The following is a 24,537-nucleotide window of genomic DNA, read 5'->3' as shown; positions in this document are numbered from 1 at the left end:
CCATCTTGAAAATCAAAATGTCGGCCAGCCACAAGTCATCCAAGCCGCCAGCAGCTCTGTCCGTGCGCCCTCTGAGTGCTACAGATATCGATGCCGTGATGCGCATACAGCTGCAATGCTATGGCGAGCATTTTGCGGAGCCGCGTGCCGTTTTTCTGCGCCGCCTGCAAACGGCTTGGCACTGCTCCTGGGCTGCCGTGCGCGGCGATGAGGTGATTGCCTATCTGGCCGCCTACTGGTCGCGCCCCGGCACCATCACGCCGCTGAACGGCGACTTTGCCGAGTACCAAGACGCCAGCGTGCTCTATCTGCATGACATGGCCGTCTCGCCCGCCGCCGCAGGCCGTGGCGCGGCAGGGCGGCTGTTGGCGGCCGTGTATCAGCAGGCCCGGCAACGCAACATCAGGCAGGCGGCCCTGGTGTCGGTTCAGGGCTCACAGGCTTACTGGGAACGTCAAGGCTTTCGCGCCACACAGGTGACAAATGCTGCACAGCAACAACATCTGGCCACCTACGGAGCGGGTGCGCTCTACATGGTAGGAAAAATCCGACACGAATGATGGGCGAGATTGGGATAATGCCCGCCATGCCCAATCGCTGGAAACCCAATGTCACTGTGTCGGCCATCATCGAGCGCGATGGCCGCTTTTTAATGGTGGAAGAAAACACGGCGGATGGACTGCGTCTGAACACGCCTGCCGGTCACCTGGACCCCGCTGAAACCCCCATTGAAGCCTGCGTGCGCGAGGTGATGGAGGAAACCGCATACAGCTTCACACCCCAGTCGCTGGTAGGCATCTACATGAACCGTTTTGTACGCACGCGTACCGGCGCCGACATCACCTATATGCGCTTTGCCTTTACCGGGCTGCTGGGCCAGCACCATGCCGACCGCCTGCTTGATGACGGCATTGTGCGCAGCGTCTGGCTGACGCTGGACGAGCTCAAGGCCAGCGCCCATCTGCACCGCAGTCCCATCGTGCTGCAGTCGATTGGTGACTATCTGGCAGGCCAGCGCTTCGATGTCAGCCTGATCCAGGCCGACCCCAGCATCTACAGCGCTCCGGCGCCCACACAGCCGGTGCCAGGCGATGCACCGGCCACGCTGGACGAAGTTCTCGCCCACGACCTGGCCTGAAACAAAACCGGCTGCAACGCTTGATGTTCAAGCGCCAGCAGCTATGTTTTCAGGAGAATCCACTCAGTCTGTTGGCTTGCTGCCTGCGGTGCAGGCCGGCGGGCTTTTGTGCACGTCACGCCACAGCAGCATCTCGGCCAGGCGCTCTGATTTTTCATCATCAAAACCCAGATGCTGCGCGCGCTCTGCGGGATTGGTCCAGGTGCCAAACAAAATGTCCCACAGCGGCAGGCCGTAGTTTTGCGCATGGTGGCCGTACTGGTGATGCACGGTATGCATTTCGGGCCGCTGCAGCACATAGCCCAGCCAGCGCGGCGTGCGCATATCGGCATGGGTGAAAAGATCAAATCCTGCCGTCAGCGCCAGCGCCACTGCGGCTGCCACAGGGCTGGCTCCCAGCACCCAGTAGCTCGATAGCGTGCTCAGCATCACGGCAGCGGCCGAATCCATGGGATGGGCATAAAACGCGGTCAGCGCCTCGACTCGGCGTGCGCTGTGGTGCAGCTGATGGAAGCTGCGCCACAACAGGTCGCTGGCATGGGTGGCCCTGTGCCACCAGTAAAAGACAAAGCTGGTCAGGAAAAAGCTCAGAAATCCCACCAGCAGCGGATTCCAGCGAGCGCCCACCTCCAGCAGGGCATGGGCGCGTATGCGGTCTTCCAGAAAATAGCCCAGCGCCAGCGCGCTGAGCATGGTCAACGCACCCAGTCCCGCGCTATAGATCAGCCAGCGCCGGTCACAAAGATTGCGCGATGCGGGCGCGATCACCTCGCGTGTGAACACGGCGACAAACATCAGCGCAATCAGCGGATAGACCAGATACTCCAGCACGGCGGCAACTCCCTCGCATTTCAGCGACCCAAACGTTGCCAGCCAGTCTATCTGCTGCGCCCGCGCAGCGGTTTAGAGGGGTATCACGAACTCTTCCAGCGGCGTGTCATTGGGCACGGCCAGCTGCTTCTTCAGGGTCTCGCCCATGGGCAGGTTCAGATTCACGTTCTTGGGCGCAATCGGCTGCATAAACCACTTGGCATAGAGCTTGTGCATCTCGCCCGAACGGATCAGCTGCAGGATGGCGCCGTCCACGGCCTTCTTGATCTGCGGATCGTCCTTGCTGAACTGAATCGCAATCGGCTCGGCACCAATCACCTCGCCCACGATCTTGTAGTCCTTGGGGTTCTTGCTCTGGCTGATGACGCCGGCCAGCAGGTTGTCGTCCAGCACAAAGGCATCGACGCGGCCCGACTCCAGCAGCATGAAGCTCTCGAAGTGGTCCTTGCTCATCAGCGTCTTGAATTTCAGCTCATTCTCGCCCGCGTACTTGCGCAGAATCTGCACGGCCGTCGTGCCCGTGGTGGCCGCCACATTCCGGCCTTGCAGCTGCTTGAAGGAGGTGATGGGTGAATCCGAGCGCACCGCCATGCGCACCTCGCTCACATAGGTGGTCAGACCGAAAGCCACCTGCTTTTGGCGGTTGAGGTTGTTGGTCATGCTGGCGCAGTTGAAATCCGCCGTGCCGTTGTGGATCAGCGGCATGGTGTTCTGTGCCGTCAACACCATGGGCTTGATCTGGGCCTTCGGCGCAATCGCCTGCACCACGCGCTCGCACAACTCCATGTGATAGCCGACAAACTTCTCGTTGGCCCCCAGGGCATAAACCATGGGCGAGGCCGCCTCGCGCACGCCCAGCACCACCGTGCCGCCGGCCTGCCAGCGCTGCAGCGTGGGCGACTGGCTCACATCCACTGCCGTATCGATGTTGGCGCCAATCAGCTCGGCCTTGCCCGGCTTGCCTGCTGCCAGGGCCGAAGCCGCGCAAACCAGGGCCGCAGCCAACCCAACCCATTTCAAGGACTTGCTCATCACCCACTCCAAAAAACAAAAGCGCCGAGACCCATGGCCATCGGCGCTGATTCACCAACCCAATCCGGCAAAGCTCTCCCCTGGCACAGCACGGGAGGTCGATGACTTGATTGTCGTTGCTGGCTTATCGCTTTGAGTGGAATGCTTATGCCTGCCCTTGCGGTTTCACGAGGTCCTGCCCATCAACTCGCGCAGGCGCTGATGGGCGGCGCTTTGTGCATCGGCCGGCTGCTGGTTCTTGGCCTGCAGATAGCGCTCGGTAAACACGCCCAGATAGCTCTCCAGCACCTGGCCGGCACGCACATCGGCCGCATCGCCCACCAGCTCCAGGCACAGTGCTGCCACCTCGCTGGTGCAAAAGTGATCGTCGCGCGTGGAGCGGCGCAGGCGGTAGCCCGAGACCTGATCGGGGTGCAGGCTCAGCACCGGATAGCCGTCCAGATATGGGCTTTTGCGGAACATCTTGCGCGCCTCGTGCCAGGTGGCGTCGAGCAGAATGAACAAGGGCCGCTTGCCCGGCTGCAGCGCCGCCGTCTCGCCATCCAGCGCCTGCACGGAGCGCCCTTCTTCGTGCACAAACTCGCGCGGAAAAACCACATAGGGCTGCCACTGCGGGTCGGCCAGCAAGGCCTCGAGTTGCGGGTCGATTTCCGTGCGCGCCCAGCCAAAGGCAAACGTATCCTGCACCACATCGGCAATCAGCCAGCCGGTGTTGCTGGGCTTCAGGGGTTCGGCGTCGTGCATCAGCACACACATGCCGGCCCGCGTTACCTGCTGCGGGCGCAGCGCGCACATGCAGTGCGAGGGACGCAGGCGACAGCCTTCGCAGCGCTCGCCACGCGGGCCGCCACGGGCCAGAAACGGCCGCGTGCTGCGTGCCAGTCTTGCGGTGCGCAGACGCGAAACCGCATGCGGCTCCACCTCAGACTCCACAGCTTGCAGATGGCTCAAAGGAGGCTGCGGAACAAGCATTTCAGCAGAAGGCAAGGGCGTGGAAGCGGACGGCAAGAAAGCGGACACAAGGCGTACCAACAGATTCAGTCACAAGGGCGGCCATTGTGCGCGCGTTCGCAAGCCAGTTCATTCGCCTGCAGCTTTGCGGCTACGGCGCAGCCACTGCCGCCGGCCTAGCGGCACTCGCCCGGAGGAAAGCCCAGATCGCGGCCAAAGGTGAAGGCCATGGGTTTGACCGCTGCCAGACCCGTGGCGATGACGGAGCGGAAACGCTGGGGATCGCAGTTGAAGCGCGTGTCCAGCACATAGTCCTCGGACTCGGCCTTGATCATGGCATCGCGCCATTGACTGGTCGCGTTCAGCACCGGGCCCGACACCATGGGGGCCTGCACCATGAACTCCATCAAATGCATGGCACGCGAGCCCTCGGCATGCAGGTACACCACGGGGTCTGCGGCATTGCCGCACAGGCTCAGGCAATCGGCGTAATAGCCGCCTCCCAGCATCTGCTCGTATCTGCCAAAAGTCAGCTCATTGAGCGTGATGGGCGGCTCGCCCGCAAAGCCACCGAGCAGCGGGGCCAGCGAGAGATTGCAGCTCGGTGCAATCGCCACTTCCACGCCATTGACCACCTTGTCGGCATCGTCGGTGAGCAGCGTCACTTCGCAGCCGTCGCTGCGGAACTGATGGCGGTGAAATTCGGAGCGCATGGCCGGGCCGGCGATTTTTTCCACATAGGCCAGGTTCATGCCAACCGTCTCCAGGCTGAACAGCTGATCAATGACCCGCTTGTCTCCCGGCGCTGCGGCTGGCGTTGCGCCGGTGCTGGCAGGCTCTGGCGCCGCTGCCACTGGCGGCTGGGCCGCCGGTGCTGCCGCATCCTTGGAGTCGGAGCAGCCGGCCAGCAGGGCCGCCGCAGTCACCACGCCCATCAGCAGCAGCTCGATTCTTCTATTTCGCATTCCCGTCTCTCGTCTTTTGCAATGATTCGAAATATAGGCTGCTGCCTGCAAAAAACCAAGCTGCGCGCTCGAAGATCAGCCGCCCACGCACTCCAGCTCGAACAGCGGCAACTCGGCCTTGCGGCTCAGCCACACGCCGCCGCCCAGCTCCTTGAAATGGGGCTGCAGCCCGCGCCGGTACAGCTCGGCGCGGTGGCGGTACAGGCGTGCATCGGTGAGGTCTTCGTCAATGATGTCGCGCTCATAGTCCTCGCGCGCCACGGCCTCGATATACAGACCGCCGCTGGACAGCGCACCCAGATTGCCCAGCGCCTTCTTCAGATCGGCCGGGCTCAGATACGGCAGCACGCCCTGGCAGATCACCAGATCGAAGGGCTGGCCGTCCTTGGGCCGGTAATCCACCACCGAACCCTGCTCCCAGCCATAGCGCTCGCACAGATAAGGGCTGAACTCCACACCGTGATAGCTGGCACCCGGAAAGTGCTGCAACACCGGCTCGCGCCACAGGCCGATGCCACAGCCCACATCCAGCACGCGGCGCACCGGCACGCGCAAATAGGCAAGATACGAGCAGACAAAAGCACCCAGCCGCCGCGCGTGCTCGGGGTCGATCACGCTGGTCTTCTTGTCAAAGTAAAAGCGCTGGTAATACGCCTCGTCAAACCACTCGTTGCTTGCTGATTGCACGCAGCCTCCTCAGATGGGGAACCAGGGGTTCCGTCAAAAAACAAACGGCACCCATAGGTACCGCAATGTTAAAAACTGGCGCCCCAACTCAGAGACGCCGAGCAAGAGCCGCCTCGCGGCGATGGCGTCGTCCCCCTTTCAGGGGGAAGGCGCAAAGCGCCTCAGGGGGTTACACCCGTCCCACCACGGACCAGCCCTTGCGCTGATCCTTTTTGTCGTTCTCGTAGTCCCACACGGTGCCGCAGCGCTCGCACAGATAGCGCGTGATCGTCACACTGTGGGAGCCACGCTCTTCATTGCGGTTGCCGCGCTGCATCAGCTCGGCATGGCCCGGGGCCTTGCGCCAGTTGCGCTGAATACCGGTGCAGGGTTCGCACAAATGCTCTTCAGAAGGTTTGGTGGTCTTGTTCATGTCTTGATCGTTCAGTAATTGCCGCCATTGTGCCGCCCAGACCGCATTTGCACCGGCCCATCCCACATCGCCACCCCTGCCCACTCGGGCATGCCGGGAATTTGGCAGGTTCGACTGAAGAAAAATCGGCTGCAGCGCAATACAGACAAACGCATTTAGCTATCAAAATTATTCTTACAGCCATGATGGCAACAAGGTAAAGCCAGGTAAAGACCCGGCCACACACAGCAGCGGCCGGCTGCTGCCGCTTAGCATTTGCGCGTCATCAGGAAGGCGCACCATGCCCACAGACCCATACGAATTTGCCGCTTCGGCCCCACTCTCGCGGCGTGCGCTGATGCGCCACGCCAGCCATGCCGCCTGGGCACTGCCGCTATGGGGCACTCTGGGCGGCTACAGCACCCTGGCAGGCGCACAGGCTCGCCACGCAACGGCGGCAGAAAGCTGGACTCAGGCCCGCTGGACCAGCGGCGGCACGGCCGGCATTGGAGCCGCTGCGCGTGCCGTCAACCCCTTTTCGGCAGCCGCCGTCGCCAGCAGCTGCCAGCTAAGCTGCGAAGCCACCATAGGCCCTTGCCACACCCAATCGCCAGAGCGCCAGGACATCAGCGACGGCTGGAACGGCCTGCCCATGCTGATGCAGCTGCGGGTGGTGGATGCCCAATGCCAGCCGGTGGCGGGTGCCATCGTGGAGGTCTGGCACACCAACCACACAGGCGGCTATTCGGGCGACATACACCCCATGTGCAACAACAACGCACAAGACAAGAGCCGGCAGTTTTTCCGCGGCTGGCAGCGCACGGATGCGCTGGGCGTGGTGCACTTTGATAGCTGCTTTCCCGGCTGGTACGGCGGGCGCGCCAACCATGTGCATTTGCGCGTGATGAAGGGCAGCTACGACGGGCGCGACCGAGCCCCGTCCTGGCTGGTCAGCCAGCTGCTGTTTCCCGACGCTCTCAACACCGCCATCTTTGCGCAGCAGCCGCTGTACACCGCCAAAGGCCTGCCGGACACCACGCTGGACACCGACAACGTCATAGGCAACGAGAGCGACAAATCGCCCTATCTTTTCGATATCCGGAATGTGGACGGTGTGATGCTGGCCAGCAAGACGCTGGTCATTCGCAGCAATCTGGACGACGCGGTGTGCCAGGCCAGGGGCAAGCGCCCGTCCGGCCCGCCACCAGGCAGCCGGGGACCGGGGCGCGGCGGCATGCGCCCGCCTGGCGAGCCGCCACGCCAGCCCTGAGCCTCGCTCAAGCCACGCGCACCAGTAAAAAAGCGGCCCGTGGGCCGCTTTGCTGTTTACGCCTTGGGCTTGCGATAAGCCAGACAGATCTTGTTGCCGTCCGGGTCACGCAGATAGGCCAGATACATGGCGGCAGCGCCTTCGCCGCGCCAGCCCGGTGCGTCTTCGATCGACACGCCACCGGCTTCCAGACCTGCCGCATGCGCGGCATCGATCTGCTCGGGCGACTGTGCGCCAAAGCCCACGGTCGCGCCGTTGCCTGCCGAGGCAGGCTCGCCATTGATGGGCGTGGAGATCGCAAACGTGCCCGTGGGGCTGCGGTAGAAAAAGCGGTTGCGGTTGGCCACGCCGGGCGCAATGCCCAACTGACCCAGCAACGCGTCGTAAAAGCGCTTGCCGCGCTCCAGATCATTCACACCCAGCATGATGTGGCTAAACATGGTGTTCTCCTTGAGGGGCCCGGATTCGGGCGAAGATGGGGAAATCGCCGCGCCATCGTAACGGGCTTTTGAGCCAACCCTGTCTCCTTGCAATCACCACTTGCCATGCTGCCTGCACACTTCACTCCCGTCCCTCTGGAAAAAGCCTACCGCCTGCTCAACCACGGCCCCACAGTCATCGTCTCGGCCCGGCATGCGGGTCAGAGCAATGCCATGAGCGCCGCCTGGGCCTGCGCACTGGACTTTGCGCCGCCCAAGGTCACCGTCGTGCTCGACAAGGCCACGCGCACCCGTGCCCTGGTCGAAGCCAGCGGCCTGTTTGCCCTGCAACTGCCCACCGTGCCCCAGGCCGCCATGACGGTAGGCATTGGCACGGACAGCGCCGTGACCGAGCCCGAAAAGCTCGCCAAGCATGGCGTGCCGATGTTCGAGACCCCGGGCTTAGACCTGCCCCTGGTCGCAGGCTGCGCGGCCTGGCTGGTCTGCAAGCTCATACCCGAGCCGCACAACCAGCAGACCTACGACCTGTTCATAGGCGAAGTTATCGCCGCCTGGGCCGACGAACGCGTGTTCCGCGACGGGCACTGGGAGTTTGATTCGGCACCGGCCGAGCTGCGCACGCTGCACTATGTGGCGGGCGGTCAGTTCTTTGCGATCGGGGATGGGGTGGCGGTGTAATGCTTGACGGCACACCCGCACAGGCCGGTAGCGCACGGATAGCCAGCTGAAGGCCGTACCGGGGCCGGCATCAAAACCCGGGTGAATTAGGCGCACGGCCTCTCGCACCAAGGTGCAGATGCGAAAATCCGGCCCTTTCTCGCTGGCTTCCCTCTCTCATTTTTCTTGCCCACCATGTCTGCTTTTTTCTCACTCTCCCGAATCGCTTTGGCAGCCGCAGTACTGACCGCTGCAGCAAGCGGCGCCTGTGCACAAAACCAGGCACAAACCCAGGCTCCGACCGCCAGCGTGGCAGCAGCCAAACCCGTGGCGGTGAAAGTCTTTATCGGCGCCATGTTTGAAATCGGCAAGAACACCGGCGACCGCGCGGGTGAGTTTCAGCTGTGGTTCGAGCGCTACTGGAAAGACGCCACGCCCATCAACGTACCCGGCGCACTGAGCCCCGTGTTCTGCAACGCCGACGGCGTCTGCGGCAGCGTGCTCGGCATGGGCAAGGTCAACTCCTCGGCCTCGGTGCAGGCCATCGTGCTGAACCCGCAGTTCGACTTCTCCAAGGCCTATTACGTGATCTCCGGCGTAGCCGGCACACCGCCAGCGCGCGGCACCATAGGCGACGTGACCTGGGGCAGCTGGCTGGTCGACTACGACCTGGGCCACCGCTGGGCACCCGAAGAAGGCAAGCCCGGCGCGCCCGTCTTCATGCCGCGCAAAGGCTACGAAAACTACCGCCGCTTCCAGCTCAACCCAACCCTGGTGCAATGGGCCATGCGGCTGACCCAGGACACCCAGCTGCAGGACTCCGAATCGGCCCAGCGCTACCGCCTGCGCTACCCCCAGCCACAGGCACGCCGTGCCCCCCATGTGGGCGTGGGCACCCATGTGTCGGGCGACACCTTCTTCCACGGCCCCGGCCTGTCGAACGAAGCGCAGTACATCGTCAAGAGCTACGGTGCAGACGACTACGTGGCCACCGAAATGGAAGCCGCCGCCATCGCCCTGGTGCTGGCCCGCACCCATGGCACGGACCGCATCCTGAGCCTGCGCGGATCGGTCAACTTCGACCAGGGCAACCCCAACGAAACCACGCTGGCCCACCTGGACCCCGCGCCCGGCGAAACCGCCGGCGGCTTTGCCGAAACCGTGGCCAATGTGACGAAGGTCGGCAGCATCATGGTGGACACCATCGTGCGCGACTGGACCACCTGGCAAAACGGTGCGCCCGCGCTGAAGAAGTAAGCCTGCGCCTTCAGGGCCGGGCGTGCAGCCCGGTTGCTGGAGGGTGCATCAGGCATGGCGCAAAGGTCGCTCGTTCCTATATGTTTGATGGGCCTCTAGCGCTTTCGTATCAAGCGCATACAGCTATCAAATTGATATGGCCTGACATTGCCCGCCAGCGGCCTGACCAGACATGCCGGGTCTCGCCCCGGTGGGCGCCTTACTTTCTGACGCCCCAGAAAGTAAGCAAAGAACGCCGCCCTGCTGTCTGCGTCCCTGCGCTTCGTACGGGCAAACCTGCGTCACGCAATCCAGTCTGCGGTGCCAATGCCCGCAGCCCGAACGCGCACCACAGGCGCCGTCAAAAGGGGTGGGAGAAGACGGCCTGCGAGATTTATGAGCGAAATAGGCCTTCAGCCCAATAACTGTTTGCGCTAACAGCTATTAATTTCATAATGAAGCTATTCCGCCCAGGTAATCGCCCCTTATGCCCACGCCGGTGACGGCAGCCTCTTGTTACGCGCAGCTGCACCGAAGAGTACGGCCGCATCATGCGCAAATTTGCGGCAATGTATTGGCCTAGGTTTCATACCTACCTCTTCCTAAAAAGCACATTAAATAATCAAACTTGAATTGCTTTATATGTTGCGCGAGTTGCAGCCACATAAACCAATCTAGCCTCCAGCGCCCCATCCTTCTTCACGTCCTTGGCTCTGCGCTCTGCGTCAGAAGCAACCACAGCCACCACCGGCCACTCCAGCCCCTTGCTGGCATGCATGGTCATGAGCTTGATGGAGTCGTGCTCTGGCTTGAAGTCGCCGGACTTTTCCCGCACGCGATGCGGCAAGGCTTTGCGGCGCAAGGCGTCTGCGCAAACCCATAGCTCATCCTTGTGGCGGCACAGCACGGCCATATCGCCCCAGGCATGGCCTTGGGCATGCTGGTCGGCCAGCAGCTCGGCCACGCGGGCGGCGCGTTCGGGCAAGGTGGGCAGGTCGATGACGATGGGATCCGGGCCTTCGCGGCCGCAGCTCAGAGGTTTGAGCAGGGGAATGCGGTCTTCGTCCTTGGCGTCTTCGGGCGTGAGCATGTCGCCCGCCACACGGTGGGCCAGTTGCAGAATCTGGTGCGTGTTGCGGTAGTTGATCTTGAGAATGGTGGTGCGGCCGGCCGCATGTATGCCCACGCTTTTGAGGCTGAAGTTACGCTTCTGGCCCCGGTCGTAAATGCTTTGCGCATCGTCATAGAGCAGCAGCAGACTGTCGGTGCCCGGGTCCACCATCTGGGTCACAAGCTTGAGCCATTCGGGCGCAAAGTCATGGCCTTCGTCGATGAGGATGGCGTGGTACTGGCCGGTGGGGATCAGCTTGTCCTCCACGCCCCGAATGACGCGCCGCACATATTCCTCCATCAGCTTGCCTGTCGGCCAGCCGTGGGTGTCTTCGGGCAGCAGGTCATGGGCCGCCAGTTGCTCGCGGCACCATTTGTGGAAATGGCGCACATGGACGCGGTCCTGCAGGCCCTTGGCCTCCATGCTGGCCGCCAGTTGCACGCCCAGCGGCTCGTTGTAGCAAAGCACCAGAATCGGCTTGCTGCCCGGCGCGTCCGCCTGTTGTTGCGTCCGAGCCAGATACTCGGCGCGGTAGCCCAGAATCATGGTCTTGCCCGAGCCTGCCACGCCGTGAATGACGCGGTGGCCGTCGCCCAGGCTGCGCGCCAGCTGCTCTTGCTGCAAGTCCATCACGCGCATGATGTCGGGCAGCTCGTCCTCATTCCGGGCGCTGTCGTCAAACAGGTTTTGCTGCTGAGGCACGCGAACCTCGGGGAACAGAATCCAGCGGATGCGTTCCAGCTGCGGCACATTGATGCCCGGGCCAAAGCGGTGCGGGAACATATTCCACAGCTGCTGCTGAAAGACTTCGGCATCGACGTTTTCCAGCATTTCATCCTGGCAGATCACCAGATGCCCGGCAATGGCATGGCCCAGACCGGCATCGTTGAACTGTTTGCGCGTGATGCGGGTGAAAACCACGCCATGGCCCCAGGGAAAGGCCAGCTTGCCTTGGTGCGGGCCGTCATCAGCGACCAATTGCGGATCGCGTTCCAGCGCATTGATGACCTGAATCGCGCAGTGGCGCGCCTGCTGCAGCGGGCTCATCACCACCTTGGCTCGGCTGCTGCCGGCATCCAGAATTTCAAAATATTCGCGCGTGGCTTTGCGAATGGTTTCCAGATGCCAGTCCTTGGTTTCCAGAATCAGCGCCCCCCGGCGCGGATGCACCAAGACAAAATCGGGCCGCGTCTGTTTGGGGCCGATAGGCACATCCCACCACAGCCAATAATCGTCTTCCAGCTTTTGCTGCAAACGCTGGGCCAGACGCTTTTCACCATGCGTCATGCGCCCCGCGCAACTGCCGAATGCGGGTATCAGTACCGCCATTGCCTCCACCCTCACTTGTATCTTGTTGTTTCAAGGATGGGTGTTTATAGCCTATGGGCCCGGCGTCAGTCTTTCAGCGGATAAATCTCCATCGGGCGAGAGATATCAATCCATTCACTGATTACGGTCTCGCATTTATCGGTCAATTAATATTGGCTATTAGCAATAGAAATTCGATTTTCTTTGCTTGCAAAGCATGGCTATCCAGCCGTGGCGTATCGAAGCCGCCCGCTAAAAGCCAATCGGGCATGCGATTTAAAAATAATCGCATGCCCGATTCATCTCAAACCAAGGCGCATCAAGCGCCATCAGCTATCAATATTCCAAGCAAATCTTGCCGAAATGCTTGCCTGCCGCCTGGTGCGCAAATGCCTCGGCCATGCGCTCCAGCGGGTAGCTGCTGTCGATCACCGGCTTCCAGCCGAACAGCTCCAGCGCGCGCACCATGTCCTGCTGCTGCTCACGGCTGCCGACGATCAGGCCTTTGAGGATCTGCTGCTTGCGCATCAGCTCCAGCGTGGGCACGGCGCCGGCAATGCCGGTGAGCACGCCGATCAGCGCGATATGGCCGCCGGGGACACAGGCGCGAATCGATTGCGGCAGAGTGCCGGGGCCGCCGACTTCGACCACGATGTCGGCACCGCGCCCGCCGGTGGCGGCTAGGACGGCGTCGCCCCATTCAGGGGTTTCGCTGTAGTTGATGACGACATCGGCACCCAGGGCGCGCAGACGCTCGGCCTTGGCGGTGCTGGAGGTGGTGGCAATCACTTTGGCACCCATGGATTTGGCCATTTGCAGCGCCAGAATCGAGACCCCGCCGGTGCCCAGCACCAGCACGGTATCGCCGGCCTGGATGCCGCCATCAACCACCAAAGCGCGCCAGGCCGTCAGGCCGGCCGTGGTCAGCGTGGAGGCTTCGGCATGCGTCCAGCCCTTGGGCGCATGGGTAAAAGAGGTGGCAGGCAGGGTCACGGACTCGCGGGCAAAGCCGTCCACGCCGTCGCCGGGCACCAGCTGAAAGTCAGTCGGCACCTTGCGGCCGGCCAGCCATTGCGGGAAGAAGGTGGAGACCACGGCATCGCCCACGACAAATTCCGTCACGCCAGCGCCTACGGCGGTCACCACGCCCGCGCCATCGGCCATGGGAATGCGTCCGTCGGCAGCCGCGCCGGGGCGACGAACCACGCCCAGATCGTGATAGTTGAGCGAGCTGGCGTGAATGCGCACCTGGATCTGTCCCGCAGCAGGGGCTGCGGCGGCAGGCAGGTCGGTAATCTTCAGGTTATCCAGGCCACCGGGGGCGGCAAGTTGCATGGCTTTCATGGCTGTCCTTGTGAAGAAAAAATACAGAGGCTGTGCATGGTGCAGTCAAAGGATGAAGAACGCCAGAACCCACATATTTGTTGGATAGTATTAAAAATGTAAGTAATGCATGAATACTGGCCTGGCGCTAGGATGCAGCGTATCTGGAAGTCAGGAAAAGAGGTGCTTGTGAAACGTTTGAACAGCAAAAGCGGTTGCGCCGTGGAGGTGACGCTGTCTGTCATGGGCGGCACCTGGAAGCCCATCATCTTGTTCCATCTGCTGCATGGCAAAAAACGCTTCAGCGAGTTGAGTCGCTCGATTGGCGCCATCACCCAGCGCATGCTCACGCTGCAACTGCGCGAGCTGGAAGACGCGGGCATTGTGCTGCGCACGGTATATGCCGAAGTACCGCCGCGTGTGGACTATGAATTGACCGAACTGGGCCGCAGCCTGCAGCCGGTGCTAATTGCCATGCGCAACTGGGGCCAGGAATATGCCAAGGACCGTCTGCATGACGACACCCTGCCCGCCAGCTGCGCCGAAGACTCAGAGCAAAAAGCGGCCTGAGCGCAGACGCAATATCCGCTTTCAGCTATCAAAAAAACCGGAGCCACCACTCCGGCCACAAATCACGGAAACGATGCACGGTGTGAGACCTTGGTCAAGGTCGCTCCCAATGCGAATTCGAGGTGGGAAAATCCTGCCAGCAGTCACCGGCCAGAGCCGCGTCAGGCCGGCACCTCGCCCTTCAGAGTCACCCGGTTCAGCACACGCTCTTGCGTGCCGTAATCATGCACCGCGTAGTGCATGGTGCAGCGGTTGTCCCACATGACGACATCACCGGCACGCCACATGTGGCGGTAAATGTTGTCCGGCTGCGTGCTGTGCTGGTACAGGAAATTCAGCAAAGGCCGGCTTTCGGCCTCGTGCATGCCTTCAATGCCGACGACGTTGTCGGCGTGGCCGATATACAGCGCCTTACGGCCGGTCTCGGGATGCGTGCGCACCAAGGGATGCACGGCCGATGGCACGTCGGAATCCATGACACCCTGAGATCGGGCCAGTTTCACGGCACGAAAATGCACACGCAAACCCTCCAGCATGCGCTGCATGACAGGAGACAGGCTCTCGTAGGCCAGGTATTGGTTGCTCCACATCGTGTCGCCACCCGCCGGAATCACCTGTGCGCTGAGCATGGTGATCTTGGGCGGTACGGGCGTATGGGGCGCATCGTAGTGCCAAGCCTCGGTGGACACGAGCTCCTTCGAAGTCGTGCGAATTTGAACCACCTCGGGATACTCCCCTAGCTGCAGCTTGGAGAGCAGGGCCGACACCATGGGCTCGCCCCATAGACGGGCGAAAGCCAGCTGAGGCGCAGGAGCGAGCTGCTGGTCACGGAACACCAGCACGCAATGGCGCCGGAATGCCTCGCGCAGTTGCTCCAGCTGTTCTCCGCTCAAGGGCTCCGAGAGCGAAATGCCGTCAACTGCGGCGCCTACTGACCCGGTCAGCGATGTTGTCTTCAAGTTCATACCATCTCCTTCGTCGTCTGCAGTGACAGGGCTTGTGTGTCGGTGGTCAGGGCATCCTCATGGACAGCCAGGATGATCTTGCCAAAGTGTTGGTCGCTGGCCATGTGGGCATGGGCCTGCGCGATGTCGTCGAGCGCGAAAACGCGGTCGATTGGCTGCTTGAGACGGCCTTCGCACAACAGCGGCAACACGTCGCGCGCGCAGGCTTCGATCAGGGTGAGCCGCTCTTCCTCGGTGCGAGTGCGGAACGTGGTCCCTATCACTTTCAGGCGATTGATCCACAGATGCTTGATGTCGACCTGGGCCGTCTCGATGCCACTCATGCGCGCAATGATGACCAGCCGACCGCGCAACGCCATGCTTTTCAGATTTGCATCGAACACCGAACCGCCCACCGAGTCGATGATCACATCCACGCCGCGTCCATCCGTGGCATCCAGCACGGCCTGCACATTGTCCGGCTGCGAAGCGTCAATGACGTGCGTCGCGCCATATTCGTGCAGCCGCGCCAGTTTTGCCGCCGAGCGCGAGCTGCCTATAACCCGGCTGGCGCCAAGCTGGGCGGCAAGCTGTATGGCGGCCAGACCGACGCCGCCGGTGGCAGCATTGACCAACACGGTCTGACCGGCACGGAACTCGCCATTGGTGACCAGCGCATCGTGTGCGGTGATAAACACATTGGGGAAGGCAGCCGCCTCGGGCCAGGACAAGGTCGCCGGCATTGGCATCAGCGCACGTGACTCGGCCAGCACATATTCGGACTGACCTCCCCAGCCGTGACCGGCGACGCGGTCGCCTTCGCGCAGGCCGTTCACACCCGGACCGACCTGGCTGACGATGCCGGCGAATTCAATGCCGGCCAGGATGGGCGACCCGCTTCTCGCCTCACGCACACGGATCAGTTCGCCCCGGTTCAAACCCGAAGCCATCACCTGTACCACCACCTGGCCTGGGCCGGGCGTCGGGCGAGGAATCTGCAGAATCTCCAGACGGCCGCCTAGTGGGCCCGAAACAATCATGGCTGCTTTCATAGCTGACTCGTTTCCTTCAAGGTTGCAAGACTTCATTGCTTCAGGGCCAGGGTGCGGTTCAGCGCGCCGAAGTGCTCGTAATCCGACTGCAGGCGCTGTGCGAACTGCTGCGGCGAATCGGGCTGGACCGGCTCGAAACCTATGCGGGCAATCTGCTCGTGGTATGGCGCCCGGCCGGCGATGCGGCTAGTGGCGGCATAGAGTTTCTCGACAACGGCGGCCGGTACCTTGGGCGACACCGCGATGCCTTGCCAGCTGGTGAAATCGCTGAACTCCGGAAAGCCCTGCTCGGCGAAGGTCGGCACCTGGGCCATGCCGGCGTAGCGGGTGGTTCCTGCGATGGCCAGCGCCTTGAGCCTGCCACCTTGCAGCAGAGGCCCGGAGGTGACGACGCTGTCCAGAACCATGGTGACCTGCTTGGACATCAGCGCATTCAGTGCGGGAGGTGTTCCGGAGAACGGTACATGCTGCATGTTCACCCCAAGTTTGCGATTGAGGATCTCGCCACCGAGCTGCGCGATCGTTCCGGGACTTGGGGAGGCAAAGCTGCTCTTGTCCGGCTCAGCCTTGAGCTGGCGCACCATGCCGGCCAGGTCGTTGGCTGGATAGTCCTGCGCCACCACCAGCACGTAACGGTACTTGGCGAGCGCTGCCACCGGCCGCACGTCCTTCATCGGGTCGTACGACAGCTTCATGACGTGCGGTATCTCGGTGAGCACATTGGAGCTGGTGTACAGAATCGTGTGCCCGTCGGCAGGCGCGTTCAGCATGGCCTGAACGCCTATGCCTCCCCCAGCGCCAGCCTTGTTCTCGACGATGACGGGGAAACCGACCTCCTTGGACAGATAGCTGGCAAAGACACGCGCGGGCACATCCATGTTCCCTCCAGCTGGCGCAGGAACAATGATTTTGATGACCCGTTCAGGCCAGGCCTGGGCCAGCGATGAGCCGGCCAGAAACAATGCGGCGAGCGTGAAACGACAAACCACGTGGATCGAATTTTTCATTGCTGTCTCCTAGATTTATTTCACGCGGCGTGGCGTTTCGCGGGCATTCTAGACTTCGGAAATGCCAGCTCACGGACCAGCTCAAGCGCCGCAGGCCAGGGCCCGAAACCGGAGGCCGGGTTCAGATGGCCGCTCTCCCCCAGGTCGAACAGCCTGCCCCCCCAGTCCCGCGCCAGCTCGCTGACGCCGGCGTAGGAGCCCAGAGGGTCATTCCTGCTCGCCGCCACGATGCTGCGAAACGGCAGCGGCAAGCGGGGAATGGGCGCCCAACCGTGACGCTGGAATTCAGCAAGCTCCGGAAACTCGGCTCCCAACGAGCCCGAGAACAGCGGCGGCGTTGCCAGCAGCGCTCCCTGGACGGCAGCGCGGGTACGCTGGGCCCAATGCGCCGTGGCGATGGCTCCGCCGCTGTGCGCGACCACCACCACCGGCCCTGAAATGGCCTGAACTGCTTCTTCGATCTGCACCAGGCGAGCGGCCAGATCGATGTTTCTGCGGCCCAGTGCAGGCAGCGACACCGCGCCCGGCCATTGGCCGGCGAGGATGGTCTGCCAGTGCCCGGTCGCTTCGTCGCGCAGGCCGGGAATCAGCAGCAGCGTGGGTGCGGCGTTCATGCCGCCACCTTGCGTTCTGCCAACGCGGGGCGCACCGGACGGCGAGCGCTCGGATAGCGCAACTCGGCCAGCGTCTGATCCACTGTCTGGTATTGCGTACCAATCTTGAAGATGGTGCGCGCCTCTTTGGCTGAGGCGATGCCTCGTCCCATTTCACGCGAGATGCGCACCAGTTGCTCGATCTGCTGCACGCTGCTCATGCGATCCCCGCTAGGTCCCCAGAGCGTGTCCTCGATGCCACAGCGCACATGCAAGCCCATGGCGATCGCCATGGCGTTGATAGGCAAACAGGCCCGCATCTGTGCTTCCAGCGTGAGCGTCGAGCCATCCGGGACCAGGCGAATGAACTCCATCATGCTGTAGGGATCGGGGTTGTCGAAACCACCGCTGAGCGCAACCCAGTTCACATTGAGCGGGCCCTTGTAAATGCCCTCACGGATCAGACGTTCGAGAGTGACGAGCCCGGATTTCTGCGTAATCTGGAAATGCGGCTGGATGCCGTTGGCAGACAGTTGCGCGAGATGTTCCCGCAGCCAGGCAGGGCCTGCCGGCACGATCATTTCCTCGTAGGCGTCATAGACCGCCTTGCGCGCAAACGAGGTTCCGGCGCGGTCCTCAGGAGTCATGAGTTCCACCATGTTCATCTGGCCGGTATTGATGGCCACGGTGACCTGCTCGGGCGTCGGTTTCAGGCGCGCCAGCATATGCCTAGTCTCATCGCTCAGCCACTCGGCATTCGCACCCTCCTCGACGGGCGCAAACGAGATCGAGCCGCCGACCTGAATGATCATGTCGGGCACCGCCTGCTTCAAGCGTGAGAGCACCTCGTTGAAACGATCGAGGTTCTTGCAGCCGGAGCCGTCATCCTCGCGGACATGGAAATGAAGCACTGTGGCGCCGGCGTTGTAGCAATCCACCGCCTTTTGCACCTGCTGCTCGATGGTGACCGGAATGTCGGATGGAAAGTCACCCGGCTCCCATTGCGGGCCGTACGGGGCAGCGGTGATGACCAATTTTTCCTGGTTTTCTGGAAGCAAGGCGCCGTCGAGGAAGTGCATGGTTTTCCCTGGTAGCAGCGGAGTCTGCGATTGCAGGCTGTGACCGCGCTTGCCCTTATGATGCGCACCGTCGCCGCTGCCGGATTGATCCGTTGTTGCGACAAATTGATTAGTTGTTGCAAGCGCGAGGGTGACGGAGATTCCCATGACCTTGACTTCCCATCTCATCCGCAGCGCCAGCCTGACGGGCTTCACGGACCTTGCGCAGTCCGCCGGAATCGACCCGTTTTCCATGATGCACAAGGCGGGTCTGCCTCGCCGCTGCCTTGATGACAACGAGACCCTGATCGGTATGGAGGCGGTGTGCCGCTTATTGGATCAATGCGCGCAGGCCTCCGAGATGGAAGCGTTCGGCCTGAGGCTGGCCAGCCGCCGACATATCTGGGAACTCGGGCCCGTCAGCCTTGTCATCAAGCAGGAGAGCACAGTGCTAACAGCGTTGAAGACGCTGCTGAGCTACAACCGGGTGCTCAACGACGCGCTGCAGGCGCGGGTCGATGAAGAGGACGAGCTTGTCGTCATCCGCGAGGAATTGATGCTGGGTAAATCGGTTCCGACACGTCAGGCGATGGAGTTGACGGTTGGCGTGATGTTTCAGATGCTGCGCGACCTGCTTGGTGCCGAATGGCAACCTCGCCTGGTCTGCTTCACCCACCGGCCACCGCGCGATCTGCGGTTTCACCAGTCCTTCCTCGGCAAGCGCCTTGAGTTCAACAGCTCGTTCAACGGCATCGTCTGCTCAGCGAGTGACATGGCACGCGAACTGACACCGACGCAACCGGGGCTTGCCAGTTTCGCACGCCGCTTTCTCGACACGGCACTCAGCCAGCACAAGCCTGCGCGACGAGAAACCGTACGCCACTTGATCATGGCCTTGTTGGGAAACGGCCGTTGCACGGTAGACAAGGTGGCACAACACCTTGGAATCAGCCGGCAGACCTTGCATCGGCAACTGAGCCTGGAGGGGGAGCAGTTCAAGTCGGTGCTGGACTCTGTCCGTCGCGAAGTGGCGATAAAACTGTGCAACGACGGCGACCATTCACTCGAAGATGCTGCCTCGATGCTCGGCTTCTCCTCCGCCAGTGCTTTCGCGCACTGGTTCCGCGCCAGCTTTGGCACCAGCTTCATCCGATTCAGGCGATCTCAACGCGCATGAGACAGAAAAGCAATTCGATGCGACAACCGATCAATTGGCCTTGATCGGCAGATCGCATGATTTCAGGCACACGAACACCCAAGGAGACAAGAACATGGCACGCATGAAGATGGTCGACACAGACACCGTGGATCCTGAACTGAAAGACGTGTTCGAGAAGATGAAACAGCGCGGCACGGTGATGAACGTCTGGCGGATGATGGCCTGGTCCCCGGCGCTCGCCAAGGTGTGGGCGCCGTTCTCGCGTGGCCTGCGCAACGAGCTTTCGGTACCGCGCAGGCTGCGCGAGCTGCTGATCGTGCAGATCGCCTGCCGGCACGAATCCAGCTACGAATACGGACACCACGCACACATGGCGCTGGCAGAAGGCGTCACCCAGGCACAGCTGGCCTCGCTGCCGCAGTGGCACGACAGCACGCTGTTTGACGCCGAAGAATCCCTGGTTCTGCAACTCGCCGACGACCTGACGCACGCCAGCGGTGCGACCGCCGCAACCATGAAAGCCTTGCTGGAGCATTTCGGAGAAAAGCACCTGGTGGAGCTGCTCGCAACCGGCGCGTTCTATTGCAGCGTGGCACGCATCGTCAACGCGCTGGACTGCGAACTCGAACCCGAAGCAGACACCTCCCACACACTCAGACCAGCGGCCTGAGTCTGCGGGCTGCACTGAGCGAAATGGGCCCGGCGCTCAGCGCCCTGTCTCAAGCAGAGACCTGATAAACCGGCATCGAATTCAGCACCAGCCAATGACTGCGCTGCGGCGTGGGCTTGCTCTACAAGCACATTCCCCGGCCCCACCGGACCGCCACGGCTCGGACCTCAACCTGACTACCCATCGCTGCATGGCGTTCTGAACAGATCGCCTGCAGCAGCGTCGACCTGCGCCCGCTGCACCAGCTTTCTGGTCTGGCCGGCGGAGTGCTGCCTGCACCGTCATTGCGCGAGCGCGGTTCACGCATGTCTTCCGTTTGATTCTTTGTCGATTCACACAATGCAAGGAGATTGCAATGCGCTCTTCAACACTGGCTATCGGCGCTCTGACCTGCGCCATCCTTTCCGGCGGCGCCTCGGCGCAGTCCTCACTGCAGATCTACGGCATCGTGGATACGGCCTTGTCGTCCTATCGGGCAGAGGGGGCCGGCTCGCGCCAGCTGCTGACCCCCGGCGGCAACCAGGCCAGCCGTCTGGGTTTCAGAGAGCGTGAGGATCTGGGTGGCGGCCTGCGTGCAGGCTTTGACCTGGAAGCAGGTCTGAATACAGACACCGGCACCGGTCAGACCACCAATACCAACAACCAGCCCTCAGGCAATGCGGGCGGCGGCGGGCTGACCTTCAACCGGAGGTCTTACCTCTATCTGCAAAGCCAGCAGTGGGGCGAAATTCGTCTAGGCCGTGACTACACTCCAGCGTTCTGGAATCTGTTTGCCTACGACCCGTTTCGCGCCGGCGTCGGCATGAGCGCCCATGTGCTGCACGGAACCACGGTCACCGCATTCCGTGCCTCCAACAGTGTGGGCTACTTCTCGCCCGGGTGCTCCGGTCCCAGCTGCAAGGGGCTGTTCTACCAGGCTATGCTGGCCTTTGGCGAGAACGGCGCAGGCCCCGAGCGCCAGGATGGCCGCGTCTACGGCATGCGCATAGGCTATGGGTACACGCAGTGGGAAGCCGTCATCTCTGCGGCCACCACGCGCAACCGCGCAGCCGATGACTATGCACAGTACAGCATTGGCGGCAGCTATCTCTGGGAAGGCCATAGGTTCATGGCACTGCTCGGCGAGAACCGGACAGGCAAACGTCAGGCGACACTGGATGGGGCCAACCAGGTTCGTTTCTGGCAATTGGGAGCCATATGGAAAGTCGGCACTGATACGATTCCTATGAGCATTATGCGACTGACACGCAATGACAACAGCGCAAGCTCATCGCAGAAATACGCGATCGGCTATGTGCACAATCTCTCCAAACGCACGGCCATATATGGCACGTACGCCTACGTCGACAATCGTGGCAGCATCAATCTGCCCGTGGCCACGGGTGGATTGAATGGCCCGATACCCACGGCAGGCGGTAACGCATCGGGATTCGACTTGGGTATTCGCCACAGTTTTTAGAGCTGTGCGACAAGGAACTGGCAGCCATGCGCAACTGGGGCGTAGATTCAGAGCAAAAAGCGGCCTGAGCGCAGACGCAATATCCGCTTTCAGCTATCAAAAAAACAAAGCCCGTCAGCGCATCGCGCGGCGGGCTTTGTTACGGACTGAGCGAGCTTATTTACCGGCCGTCAAGGCGCTGTAGCCGTTCATCAGATTGCGGTAATCGGGGATGTGGTTGGAGAACAGTGCGCCCAGGCCTTCCACATCATTGCGCCAGTCGCGGTGCAGCTCGCAGGCTGCGCCAAACCAGGTCATGAGCTGGGCACCGGCTTGTTCCATGCGGCTCCAGGCGGCTTGCTGGGTCATGGCGTTGAAGGTGCCGGAAGCATCGGCAATCACAAACACCTCAAAGCCTTCCTCCAGGGCTGCCAGCACCGGGAAGGCCACGCAGACTTCGGTCACCACACCGGCCACTATGAGCTGCTTTTTGCCCGTGGCTTTCACGGCCTTCACAAAGTCTTCGTTGTCCCAGGCATTGATCTGACCGGGGCGGGCGATATAGGGCGCGGTAGGGAATTTTTCCTTGAGTTCGGGCACCAGCGGACCGTTGGGACCATTCTCGAAGCTGGTGGTCAAAATCGTGGGCAGCTTGAAGTATTCGGCCATGTCGGCCAGGGCCAGCACATTGTTCTTGAACTTGTCCGGATCGATATCGCGCACCAGGGACAGCAGACCGGTCTGGTGGTCCACCAGCAGCACGGCGGCATTGTCTTTGTCGAGGCGAACGTAAGGCTTGTTGCTCATGAGAATCTCCTTCAGGATAGATGATGGGACCGGTAAAAATCAGGCGCGCTGGGAATCGAGCACTTCGTGGTTTTGCACCACTTCCTGTGCCTTGGCATAGCTTTCGATCAACAGCTGGTAGTTGGGGAAGATGCCGGTATAGGCCTGGGCCCACTCGGCCGCGTCAGCGCGGTTCCAGGTTTTTTGCAGCTCGGAGGCCACGGCAGCGGTGTCGATGGGCACCACGCCGGCCTGCAGCATGCGCGCCAGGGTGATTTCCTCGGCCATCTTGGAGTAGGTGCCCGAAGCATCGATCACCGCAAACACCTGGTAGCCGTCCGCCACGGCGGCAATGGAGGGAAACGCCATGCACACGCTGGTGATGGTGCCGGCAATGATCAGCTGCTTCTTGCCCGTGTTCTTGACGGCCTGCACAAAGTCCAGGTTGTCCCAGGCGTTGATTTCGCCCTTGCGAGGCACGTAGATGGCGTGGGGCGCGTTCTGGTGAATCTCGGGAATCAGCGGGCCGTTGGGGCCCTGAGGCACCGATGCCGTGGTGATCACGGGAATCTTGGCCAGGCTGGCGATCTTGGCCAGCGTGCTGGCCAGGCGGCGCAGCGTGGTGAACGGCATGTCCTGCACGGTCTGGAACAGACCGCTTTGGTGATCGATCAGCAGCATGGCCACGTTGTCGGGATCGATCACGGGCTTGGCACCGTTGAAGTTGGCAGGAATCGCAGCGGACGGGATGCTCATGGCAGTCTCCTGGGGGGTGGAAAAGGACAGGGGGAGGGACAGGGATAAAGCGGGTGCGCCTGGAGATCGCAGACCTGCGCTCCCGCGCAGGTCCGGGCGATGCATCAGTGGTTCAGTCCAGCCTGGGGCGCATCGCGCACCACGGCAGGAATACGGCCAAACTGGCCGCTGCGGAAATCGTCAATCGCCTGCTCGATTTCCTCGTCAGTGTTCATGACGAAGGGGCCGTGGCCGACCACGGGTTCGTCAATCGGCTCGCCGGAGAGCCACAGCAGCGTGACCTCGTTGTTGGCTTCGAGATGCACGGTGTCTTCAGCACGATCCATATGCACCAGCTGGCCGGCGCGCGCCACTTCTTCGCCATTGATCAGCACCGTACCGTGCAGCACCACCAGCGCCAGCGTGTGGCCGGGCTGGGCTTTCAGCTCGGTCGTGGCACCGGCCTTGATGCGCACATCCCAGACATTGATGGGAGTGAAGGTATGAGCCGGCCCCTGGCTGCCAGCGTAGTCACCGGCAATGACGCGCAGATGACCGGCACCGCCGGGCAGCTCGACCTGCGGAATGTCGGCATTGAGCAGGTTCTGGTAGCCGGGGGCGCTCATCTTGTCCTTGGCAGGCAGATTGACCCACAGCTGCACCATCTCCAGCGCGCCGCCGCTGCGGGCAAAGGCTTCGGAGTGAAACTCCTCATGCAAGATGCCCGAGGCCGCCGTCATCCACTGCACATCGCCGGGGCCGATGGTGCCGCCTGCGCCGGTGGAGTCGCGGTGAGCGACTTCGCCTTCATAGACGATGGTCACGGTCTCGAATCCACGGTGGGGATGCGTGCCCACGCCGCGTCGGCCGCTGGTGGGGGCAAAGCTTTGCGGGCCGGCATGATCGAGCAGCAAAAAGGGACTCAAAGCCTTGCCGTGATCGCCATAGCTGAACAGCGAACGCACGGGAAAGCCATTGCCCACCCAGTGAGGACGGGGGGCTTCATAAACACCCAGAATTTTCTTGAGCATGGCACTTCTCCTGTTGCGGCAAACACGGTGCTTTTCGCTTGGAAAAGCCGGTTGCCTGCTTTGAGGATCGGGAGCCAGCCACCACCCGTGCCTGGCATCACCGCTCCGTTGAACATGGAGAGAAGTATGAATTCGGAACAATGATTTGAGTAGT

Annotated in this window: 26 protein-coding genes; 9 read left to right on the top strand and 17 right to left on the bottom strand. The window is 62.0% G+C overall.

Going from position 1 to position 24,537, the window contains the following annotated elements:
* Positions 1-17: 17 nt before the first annotated feature.
* Together ACNAZA_RS16720 and ACNAZA_RS16715 are read left to right on the top strand one after the other, a co-directional pair.
* The gene (locus tag ACNAZA_RS16720; RefSeq protein WP_415797671.1) at positions 18-560 is read left to right on the top strand and encodes a GNAT family N-acetyltransferase; all 543 of its coding nucleotides are present in this window, start codon (positions 18-20) and stop codon (positions 558-560) included.
* Between the two features lie 26 nt (positions 561-586).
* Complete coding sequence (locus tag ACNAZA_RS16715) at positions 587-1,138, top strand: NUDIX hydrolase (RefSeq protein WP_415797670.1); 552 nt, start codon at positions 587-589, stop codon at positions 1,136-1,138.
* A 63-nt stretch (positions 1,139-1,201) separates the two neighbouring features.
* On the opposite strand, the gene ACNAZA_RS16710 is transcribed toward ACNAZA_RS16715, so the two are convergent.
* The 6 genes from ACNAZA_RS16710 to ACNAZA_RS16685 form a co-directional block, all read right to left on the bottom strand.
* Positions 1,202-1,969 (bottom strand): sterol desaturase family protein, encoded by a 768-nt coding sequence (locus ACNAZA_RS16710; protein WP_415797669.1) that lies wholly within the window; start codon positions 1,967-1,969, stop codon positions 1,202-1,204.
* A gap of 72 nt (positions 1,970-2,041) precedes the next feature.
* Complete coding sequence (locus ACNAZA_RS16705; RefSeq protein WP_415797668.1) at positions 2,042-3,001, bottom strand: transporter substrate-binding domain-containing protein; 960 nt, start codon at positions 2,999-3,001, stop codon at positions 2,042-2,044.
* Positions 3,002-3,166: 165 nt separating this feature from the next.
* Positions 3,167-3,973 carry a tRNA-uridine aminocarboxypropyltransferase gene (locus tag ACNAZA_RS16700; protein ID WP_415797701.1) on the bottom strand — a complete coding sequence of 269 codons (807 nt, stop codon included), beginning with the start codon at positions 3,971-3,973 and terminating at the stop codon, positions 3,167-3,169.
* 155 nt (positions 3,974-4,128) lie between these two features.
* On the bottom strand, positions 4,129-4,917 hold the full coding sequence (locus tag ACNAZA_RS16695) for a hypothetical protein (protein WP_415797667.1): 789 nt from the start codon (positions 4,915-4,917) through the stop codon (positions 4,129-4,131).
* 75 nt (positions 4,918-4,992) lie between these two features.
* Complete coding sequence (locus ACNAZA_RS16690) at positions 4,993-5,604, bottom strand: class I SAM-dependent DNA methyltransferase (protein WP_120965368.1); 612 nt, start codon at positions 5,602-5,604, stop codon at positions 4,993-4,995.
* Between the two features lie 169 nt (positions 5,605-5,773).
* Positions 5,774-6,016: a hypothetical protein gene (locus ACNAZA_RS16685; protein ID WP_120965371.1), complete on the bottom strand. Its 243-nt coding sequence runs from the start codon at positions 6,014-6,016 to the stop codon at positions 5,774-5,776.
* 280 nt (positions 6,017-6,296) lie between these two features.
* Between ACNAZA_RS16685 and ACNAZA_RS16680 the strand changes: the two genes are divergently transcribed.
* Positions 6,297-7,265: a dioxygenase family protein gene (locus tag ACNAZA_RS16680; RefSeq protein ID WP_415797666.1), complete on the top strand. Its 969-nt coding sequence runs from the start codon at positions 6,297-6,299 to the stop codon at positions 7,263-7,265.
* Between the two features lie 56 nt (positions 7,266-7,321).
* On the opposite strand, the gene ACNAZA_RS16675 is transcribed toward ACNAZA_RS16680, so the two are convergent.
* Entirely contained in the window at positions 7,322-7,705 is a 384-nt protein-coding gene (locus ACNAZA_RS16675; RefSeq protein WP_120965373.1) for a VOC family protein, read from the bottom strand.
* Positions 7,706-7,810: 105 nt separating this feature from the next.
* Here ACNAZA_RS16675 and ACNAZA_RS16670 point away from each other — a divergent pair, with 105 nt between their 5' ends.
* Positions 7,811-8,383, top strand: a complete 573-nt coding sequence (locus ACNAZA_RS16670; RefSeq protein WP_415797700.1) for a flavin reductase family protein — start codon at positions 7,811-7,813, stop codon at positions 8,381-8,383.
* 174 nt (positions 8,384-8,557) lie between these two features.
* Positions 8,558-9,619, top strand: coding sequence for a purine-nucleoside phosphorylase (locus ACNAZA_RS16665; RefSeq protein WP_415797665.1), 1,062 nt, complete (start codon positions 8,558-8,560; stop codon positions 9,617-9,619).
* Positions 9,620-10,220: 601 nt separating this feature from the next.
* Here ACNAZA_RS16665 and ACNAZA_RS16660 read toward each other — a convergent pair.
* Positions 10,221-12,038, bottom strand: a complete 1,818-nt coding sequence (locus tag ACNAZA_RS16660; RefSeq protein ID WP_415797664.1) for a DEAD/DEAH box helicase — start codon at positions 12,036-12,038, stop codon at positions 10,221-10,223.
* 315 nt (positions 12,039-12,353) lie between these two features.
* Positions 12,354-13,361, bottom strand: coding sequence for a zinc-dependent alcohol dehydrogenase family protein (locus tag ACNAZA_RS16655; RefSeq protein ID WP_415797663.1), 1,008 nt, complete (start codon positions 13,359-13,361; stop codon positions 12,354-12,356).
* 162 nt (positions 13,362-13,523) lie between these two features.
* Here ACNAZA_RS16655 and ACNAZA_RS16650 point away from each other — a divergent pair, with 162 nt between their 5' ends.
* Positions 13,524-13,910, top strand: a complete 387-nt coding sequence (locus ACNAZA_RS16650; protein WP_415797662.1) for a winged helix-turn-helix transcriptional regulator — start codon at positions 13,524-13,526, stop codon at positions 13,908-13,910.
* 161 nt (positions 13,911-14,071) lie between these two features.
* On the opposite strand, the gene ACNAZA_RS16645 is transcribed toward ACNAZA_RS16650, so the two are convergent.
* Genes ACNAZA_RS16645 through ACNAZA_RS16625 form a run of 5 tightly spaced genes read right to left on the bottom strand, consistent with a single transcriptional unit; the run spans position 14,072 to position 18,585 of the window.
* On the bottom strand, positions 14,072-14,875 hold the full coding sequence (locus tag ACNAZA_RS16645) for a TauD/TfdA dioxygenase family protein (RefSeq protein ID WP_415797660.1): 804 nt from the start codon (positions 14,873-14,875) through the stop codon (positions 14,072-14,074).
* On the bottom strand, positions 14,872-15,906 hold the full coding sequence (locus ACNAZA_RS16640; protein ID WP_415797659.1) for a zinc-binding dehydrogenase: 1,035 nt from the start codon (positions 15,904-15,906) through the stop codon (positions 14,872-14,874). The genes ACNAZA_RS16645 and ACNAZA_RS16640 overlap by 4 nt, the downstream gene beginning before the upstream one ends.
* Positions 15,907-15,938: 32 nt before the next feature.
* On the bottom strand, positions 15,939-16,913 hold the full coding sequence (locus tag ACNAZA_RS16635; RefSeq protein ID WP_415797658.1) for a tripartite tricarboxylate transporter substrate binding protein: 975 nt from the start codon (positions 16,911-16,913) through the stop codon (positions 15,939-15,941).
* A gap of 20 nt (positions 16,914-16,933) precedes the next feature.
* Positions 16,934-17,527: an RBBP9/YdeN family alpha/beta hydrolase gene (locus tag ACNAZA_RS16630; protein ID WP_415797657.1), complete on the bottom strand. Its 594-nt coding sequence runs from the start codon at positions 17,525-17,527 to the stop codon at positions 16,934-16,936.
* Positions 17,524-18,585 carry a beta-keto acid cleavage family enzyme gene (locus ACNAZA_RS16625; RefSeq protein ID WP_415797699.1) on the bottom strand — a complete coding sequence of 354 codons (1,062 nt, stop codon included), beginning with the start codon at positions 18,583-18,585 and terminating at the stop codon, positions 17,524-17,526. The genes ACNAZA_RS16630 and ACNAZA_RS16625 overlap by 4 nt, the downstream gene beginning before the upstream one ends.
* Before the next feature lie 145 nt (positions 18,586-18,730).
* On the opposite strand from ACNAZA_RS16625, the gene ACNAZA_RS16620 reads away from it, so the two are divergent.
* The 3 genes from ACNAZA_RS16620 to ACNAZA_RS16610 all read left to right on the top strand — a co-directional run bounded on the left by ACNAZA_RS16620 (position 18,731) and on the right by ACNAZA_RS16610 (position 21,852).
* On the top strand, positions 18,731-19,741 hold the full coding sequence (locus ACNAZA_RS16620; RefSeq protein ID WP_415797656.1) for an AraC family transcriptional regulator: 1,011 nt from the start codon (positions 18,731-18,733) through the stop codon (positions 19,739-19,741).
* Between the two features lie 94 nt (positions 19,742-19,835).
* Positions 19,836-20,393, top strand: a complete 558-nt coding sequence (locus tag ACNAZA_RS16615; protein ID WP_415797655.1) for a carboxymuconolactone decarboxylase family protein — start codon at positions 19,836-19,838, stop codon at positions 20,391-20,393.
* Between the two features lie 355 nt (positions 20,394-20,748).
* Positions 20,749-21,852 carry a porin gene (locus ACNAZA_RS16610; protein ID WP_415797654.1) on the top strand — a complete coding sequence of 368 codons (1,104 nt, stop codon included), beginning with the start codon at positions 20,749-20,751 and terminating at the stop codon, positions 21,850-21,852.
* A gap of 156 nt (positions 21,853-22,008) precedes the next feature.
* Here ACNAZA_RS16610 and ycaC read toward each other — a convergent pair whose 3' ends face one another.
* The 3 genes from ycaC to ACNAZA_RS16595 all read right to left on the bottom strand — a co-directional run bounded on the left by ycaC (position 22,009) and on the right by ACNAZA_RS16595 (position 24,383).
* Positions 22,009-22,638: an isochorismate family cysteine hydrolase YcaC gene (ycaC, locus tag ACNAZA_RS16605; protein ID WP_415797653.1), complete on the bottom strand. Its 630-nt coding sequence runs from the start codon at positions 22,636-22,638 to the stop codon at positions 22,009-22,011.
* A 39-nt stretch (positions 22,639-22,677) separates the two neighbouring features.
* Positions 22,678-23,373, bottom strand: coding sequence for an isochorismatase family protein (locus ACNAZA_RS16600; protein WP_415797652.1), 696 nt, complete (start codon positions 23,371-23,373; stop codon positions 22,678-22,680).
* A gap of 104 nt (positions 23,374-23,477) precedes the next feature.
* Positions 23,478-24,383, bottom strand: a complete 906-nt coding sequence (locus tag ACNAZA_RS16595) for a pirin family protein (RefSeq protein WP_415797651.1) — start codon at positions 24,381-24,383, stop codon at positions 23,478-23,480.
* Between the last annotated feature and the right edge of the window lie 154 nt (positions 24,384-24,537).

The sequence above is a fragment of the Comamonas aquatilis genome (genome assembly GCF_965139575.1).
GTDB lineage: Bacteria > Pseudomonadota > Gammaproteobacteria > Burkholderiales > Burkholderiaceae_C > Comamonas > Comamonas aquatilis.
The sequence above is the reverse complement of the archived record's forward strand: the minus strand, read 5'-3'. Positions and strand labels throughout refer to the sequence as shown.

Excerpts from the sequence above, each read along its gene's own strand:
- ACNAZA_RS16720 (WP_415797671.1), top strand. The coding sequence starts at position 18 with ATGTCGGCCAGCCACAAGTCATCCAAGCCGCCAGCAGCTCTGTCCGTG.
- ACNAZA_RS16715 (WP_415797670.1), top strand. The coding sequence starts at position 587 with ATGCCCAATCGCTGGAAACCCAATGTCACTGTGTCGGCCATCATCGAG.
- ACNAZA_RS16705 (WP_415797668.1), bottom strand. The coding sequence starts at position 3,001 with ATGAGCAAGTCCTTGAAATGGGTTGGGTTGGCTGCGGCCCTGGTTTGC.
- ACNAZA_RS16700 (WP_415797701.1), bottom strand. The coding sequence starts at position 3,973 with ATGCTTGTTCCGCAGCCTCCTTTGAGCCATCTGCAAGCTGTGGAGTCT.
- ACNAZA_RS16695 (WP_415797667.1), bottom strand. The coding sequence starts at position 4,917 with ATGCGAAATAGAAGAATCGAGCTGCTGCTGATGGGCGTGGTGACTGCG.
- ACNAZA_RS16685 (WP_120965371.1), bottom strand. The coding sequence starts at position 6,016 with ATGAACAAGACCACCAAACCTTCTGAAGAGCATTTGTGCGAACCCTGC.
- ACNAZA_RS16680 (WP_415797666.1), top strand. The coding sequence starts at position 6,297 with ATGCCCACAGACCCATACGAATTTGCCGCTTCGGCCCCACTCTCGCGG.
- ACNAZA_RS16675 (WP_120965373.1), bottom strand. The coding sequence starts at position 7,705 with ATGTTTAGCCACATCATGCTGGGTGTGAATGATCTGGAGCGCGGCAAG.
- ACNAZA_RS16670 (WP_415797700.1), top strand. The coding sequence starts at position 7,811 with ATGCTGCCTGCACACTTCACTCCCGTCCCTCTGGAAAAAGCCTACCGC.
- ACNAZA_RS16665 (WP_415797665.1), top strand. The coding sequence starts at position 8,558 with ATGTCTGCTTTTTTCTCACTCTCCCGAATCGCTTTGGCAGCCGCAGTA.
- ACNAZA_RS16660 (WP_415797664.1), bottom strand. The coding sequence starts at position 12,038 with ATGGCGGTACTGATACCCGCATTCGGCAGTTGCGCGGGGCGCATGACG.
- ACNAZA_RS16655 (WP_415797663.1), bottom strand. The coding sequence starts at position 13,361 with ATGAAAGCCATGCAACTTGCCGCCCCCGGTGGCCTGGATAACCTGAAG.
- ACNAZA_RS16645 (WP_415797660.1), bottom strand. The coding sequence starts at position 14,875 with ATGAACTTGAAGACAACATCGCTGACCGGGTCAGTAGGCGCCGCAGTT.
- ACNAZA_RS16640 (WP_415797659.1), bottom strand. The coding sequence starts at position 15,906 with ATGAAAGCAGCCATGATTGTTTCGGGCCCACTAGGCGGCCGTCTGGAG.
- ACNAZA_RS16635 (WP_415797658.1), bottom strand. The coding sequence starts at position 16,913 with ATGAAAAATTCGATCCACGTGGTTTGTCGTTTCACGCTCGCCGCATTG.
- ACNAZA_RS16630 (WP_415797657.1), bottom strand. The coding sequence starts at position 17,527 with ATGAACGCCGCACCCACGCTGCTGCTGATTCCCGGCCTGCGCGACGAA.
- ACNAZA_RS16625 (WP_415797699.1), bottom strand. The coding sequence starts at position 18,585 with ATGCACTTCCTCGACGGCGCCTTGCTTCCAGAAAACCAGGAAAAATTG.
- ACNAZA_RS16620 (WP_415797656.1), top strand. The coding sequence starts at position 18,731 with ATGACCTTGACTTCCCATCTCATCCGCAGCGCCAGCCTGACGGGCTTC.
- ACNAZA_RS16615 (WP_415797655.1), top strand. The coding sequence starts at position 19,836 with ATGGCACGCATGAAGATGGTCGACACAGACACCGTGGATCCTGAACTG.
- ACNAZA_RS16610 (WP_415797654.1), top strand. The coding sequence starts at position 20,749 with ATGCGCTCTTCAACACTGGCTATCGGCGCTCTGACCTGCGCCATCCTT.
- ycaC (WP_415797653.1), bottom strand. The coding sequence starts at position 22,638 with ATGAGCAACAAGCCTTACGTTCGCCTCGACAAAGACAATGCCGCCGTG.
- ACNAZA_RS16600 (WP_415797652.1), bottom strand. The coding sequence starts at position 23,373 with ATGAGCATCCCGTCCGCTGCGATTCCTGCCAACTTCAACGGTGCCAAG.
- ACNAZA_RS16595 (WP_415797651.1), bottom strand. The coding sequence starts at position 24,383 with ATGCTCAAGAAAATTCTGGGTGTTTATGAAGCCCCCCGTCCTCACTGG.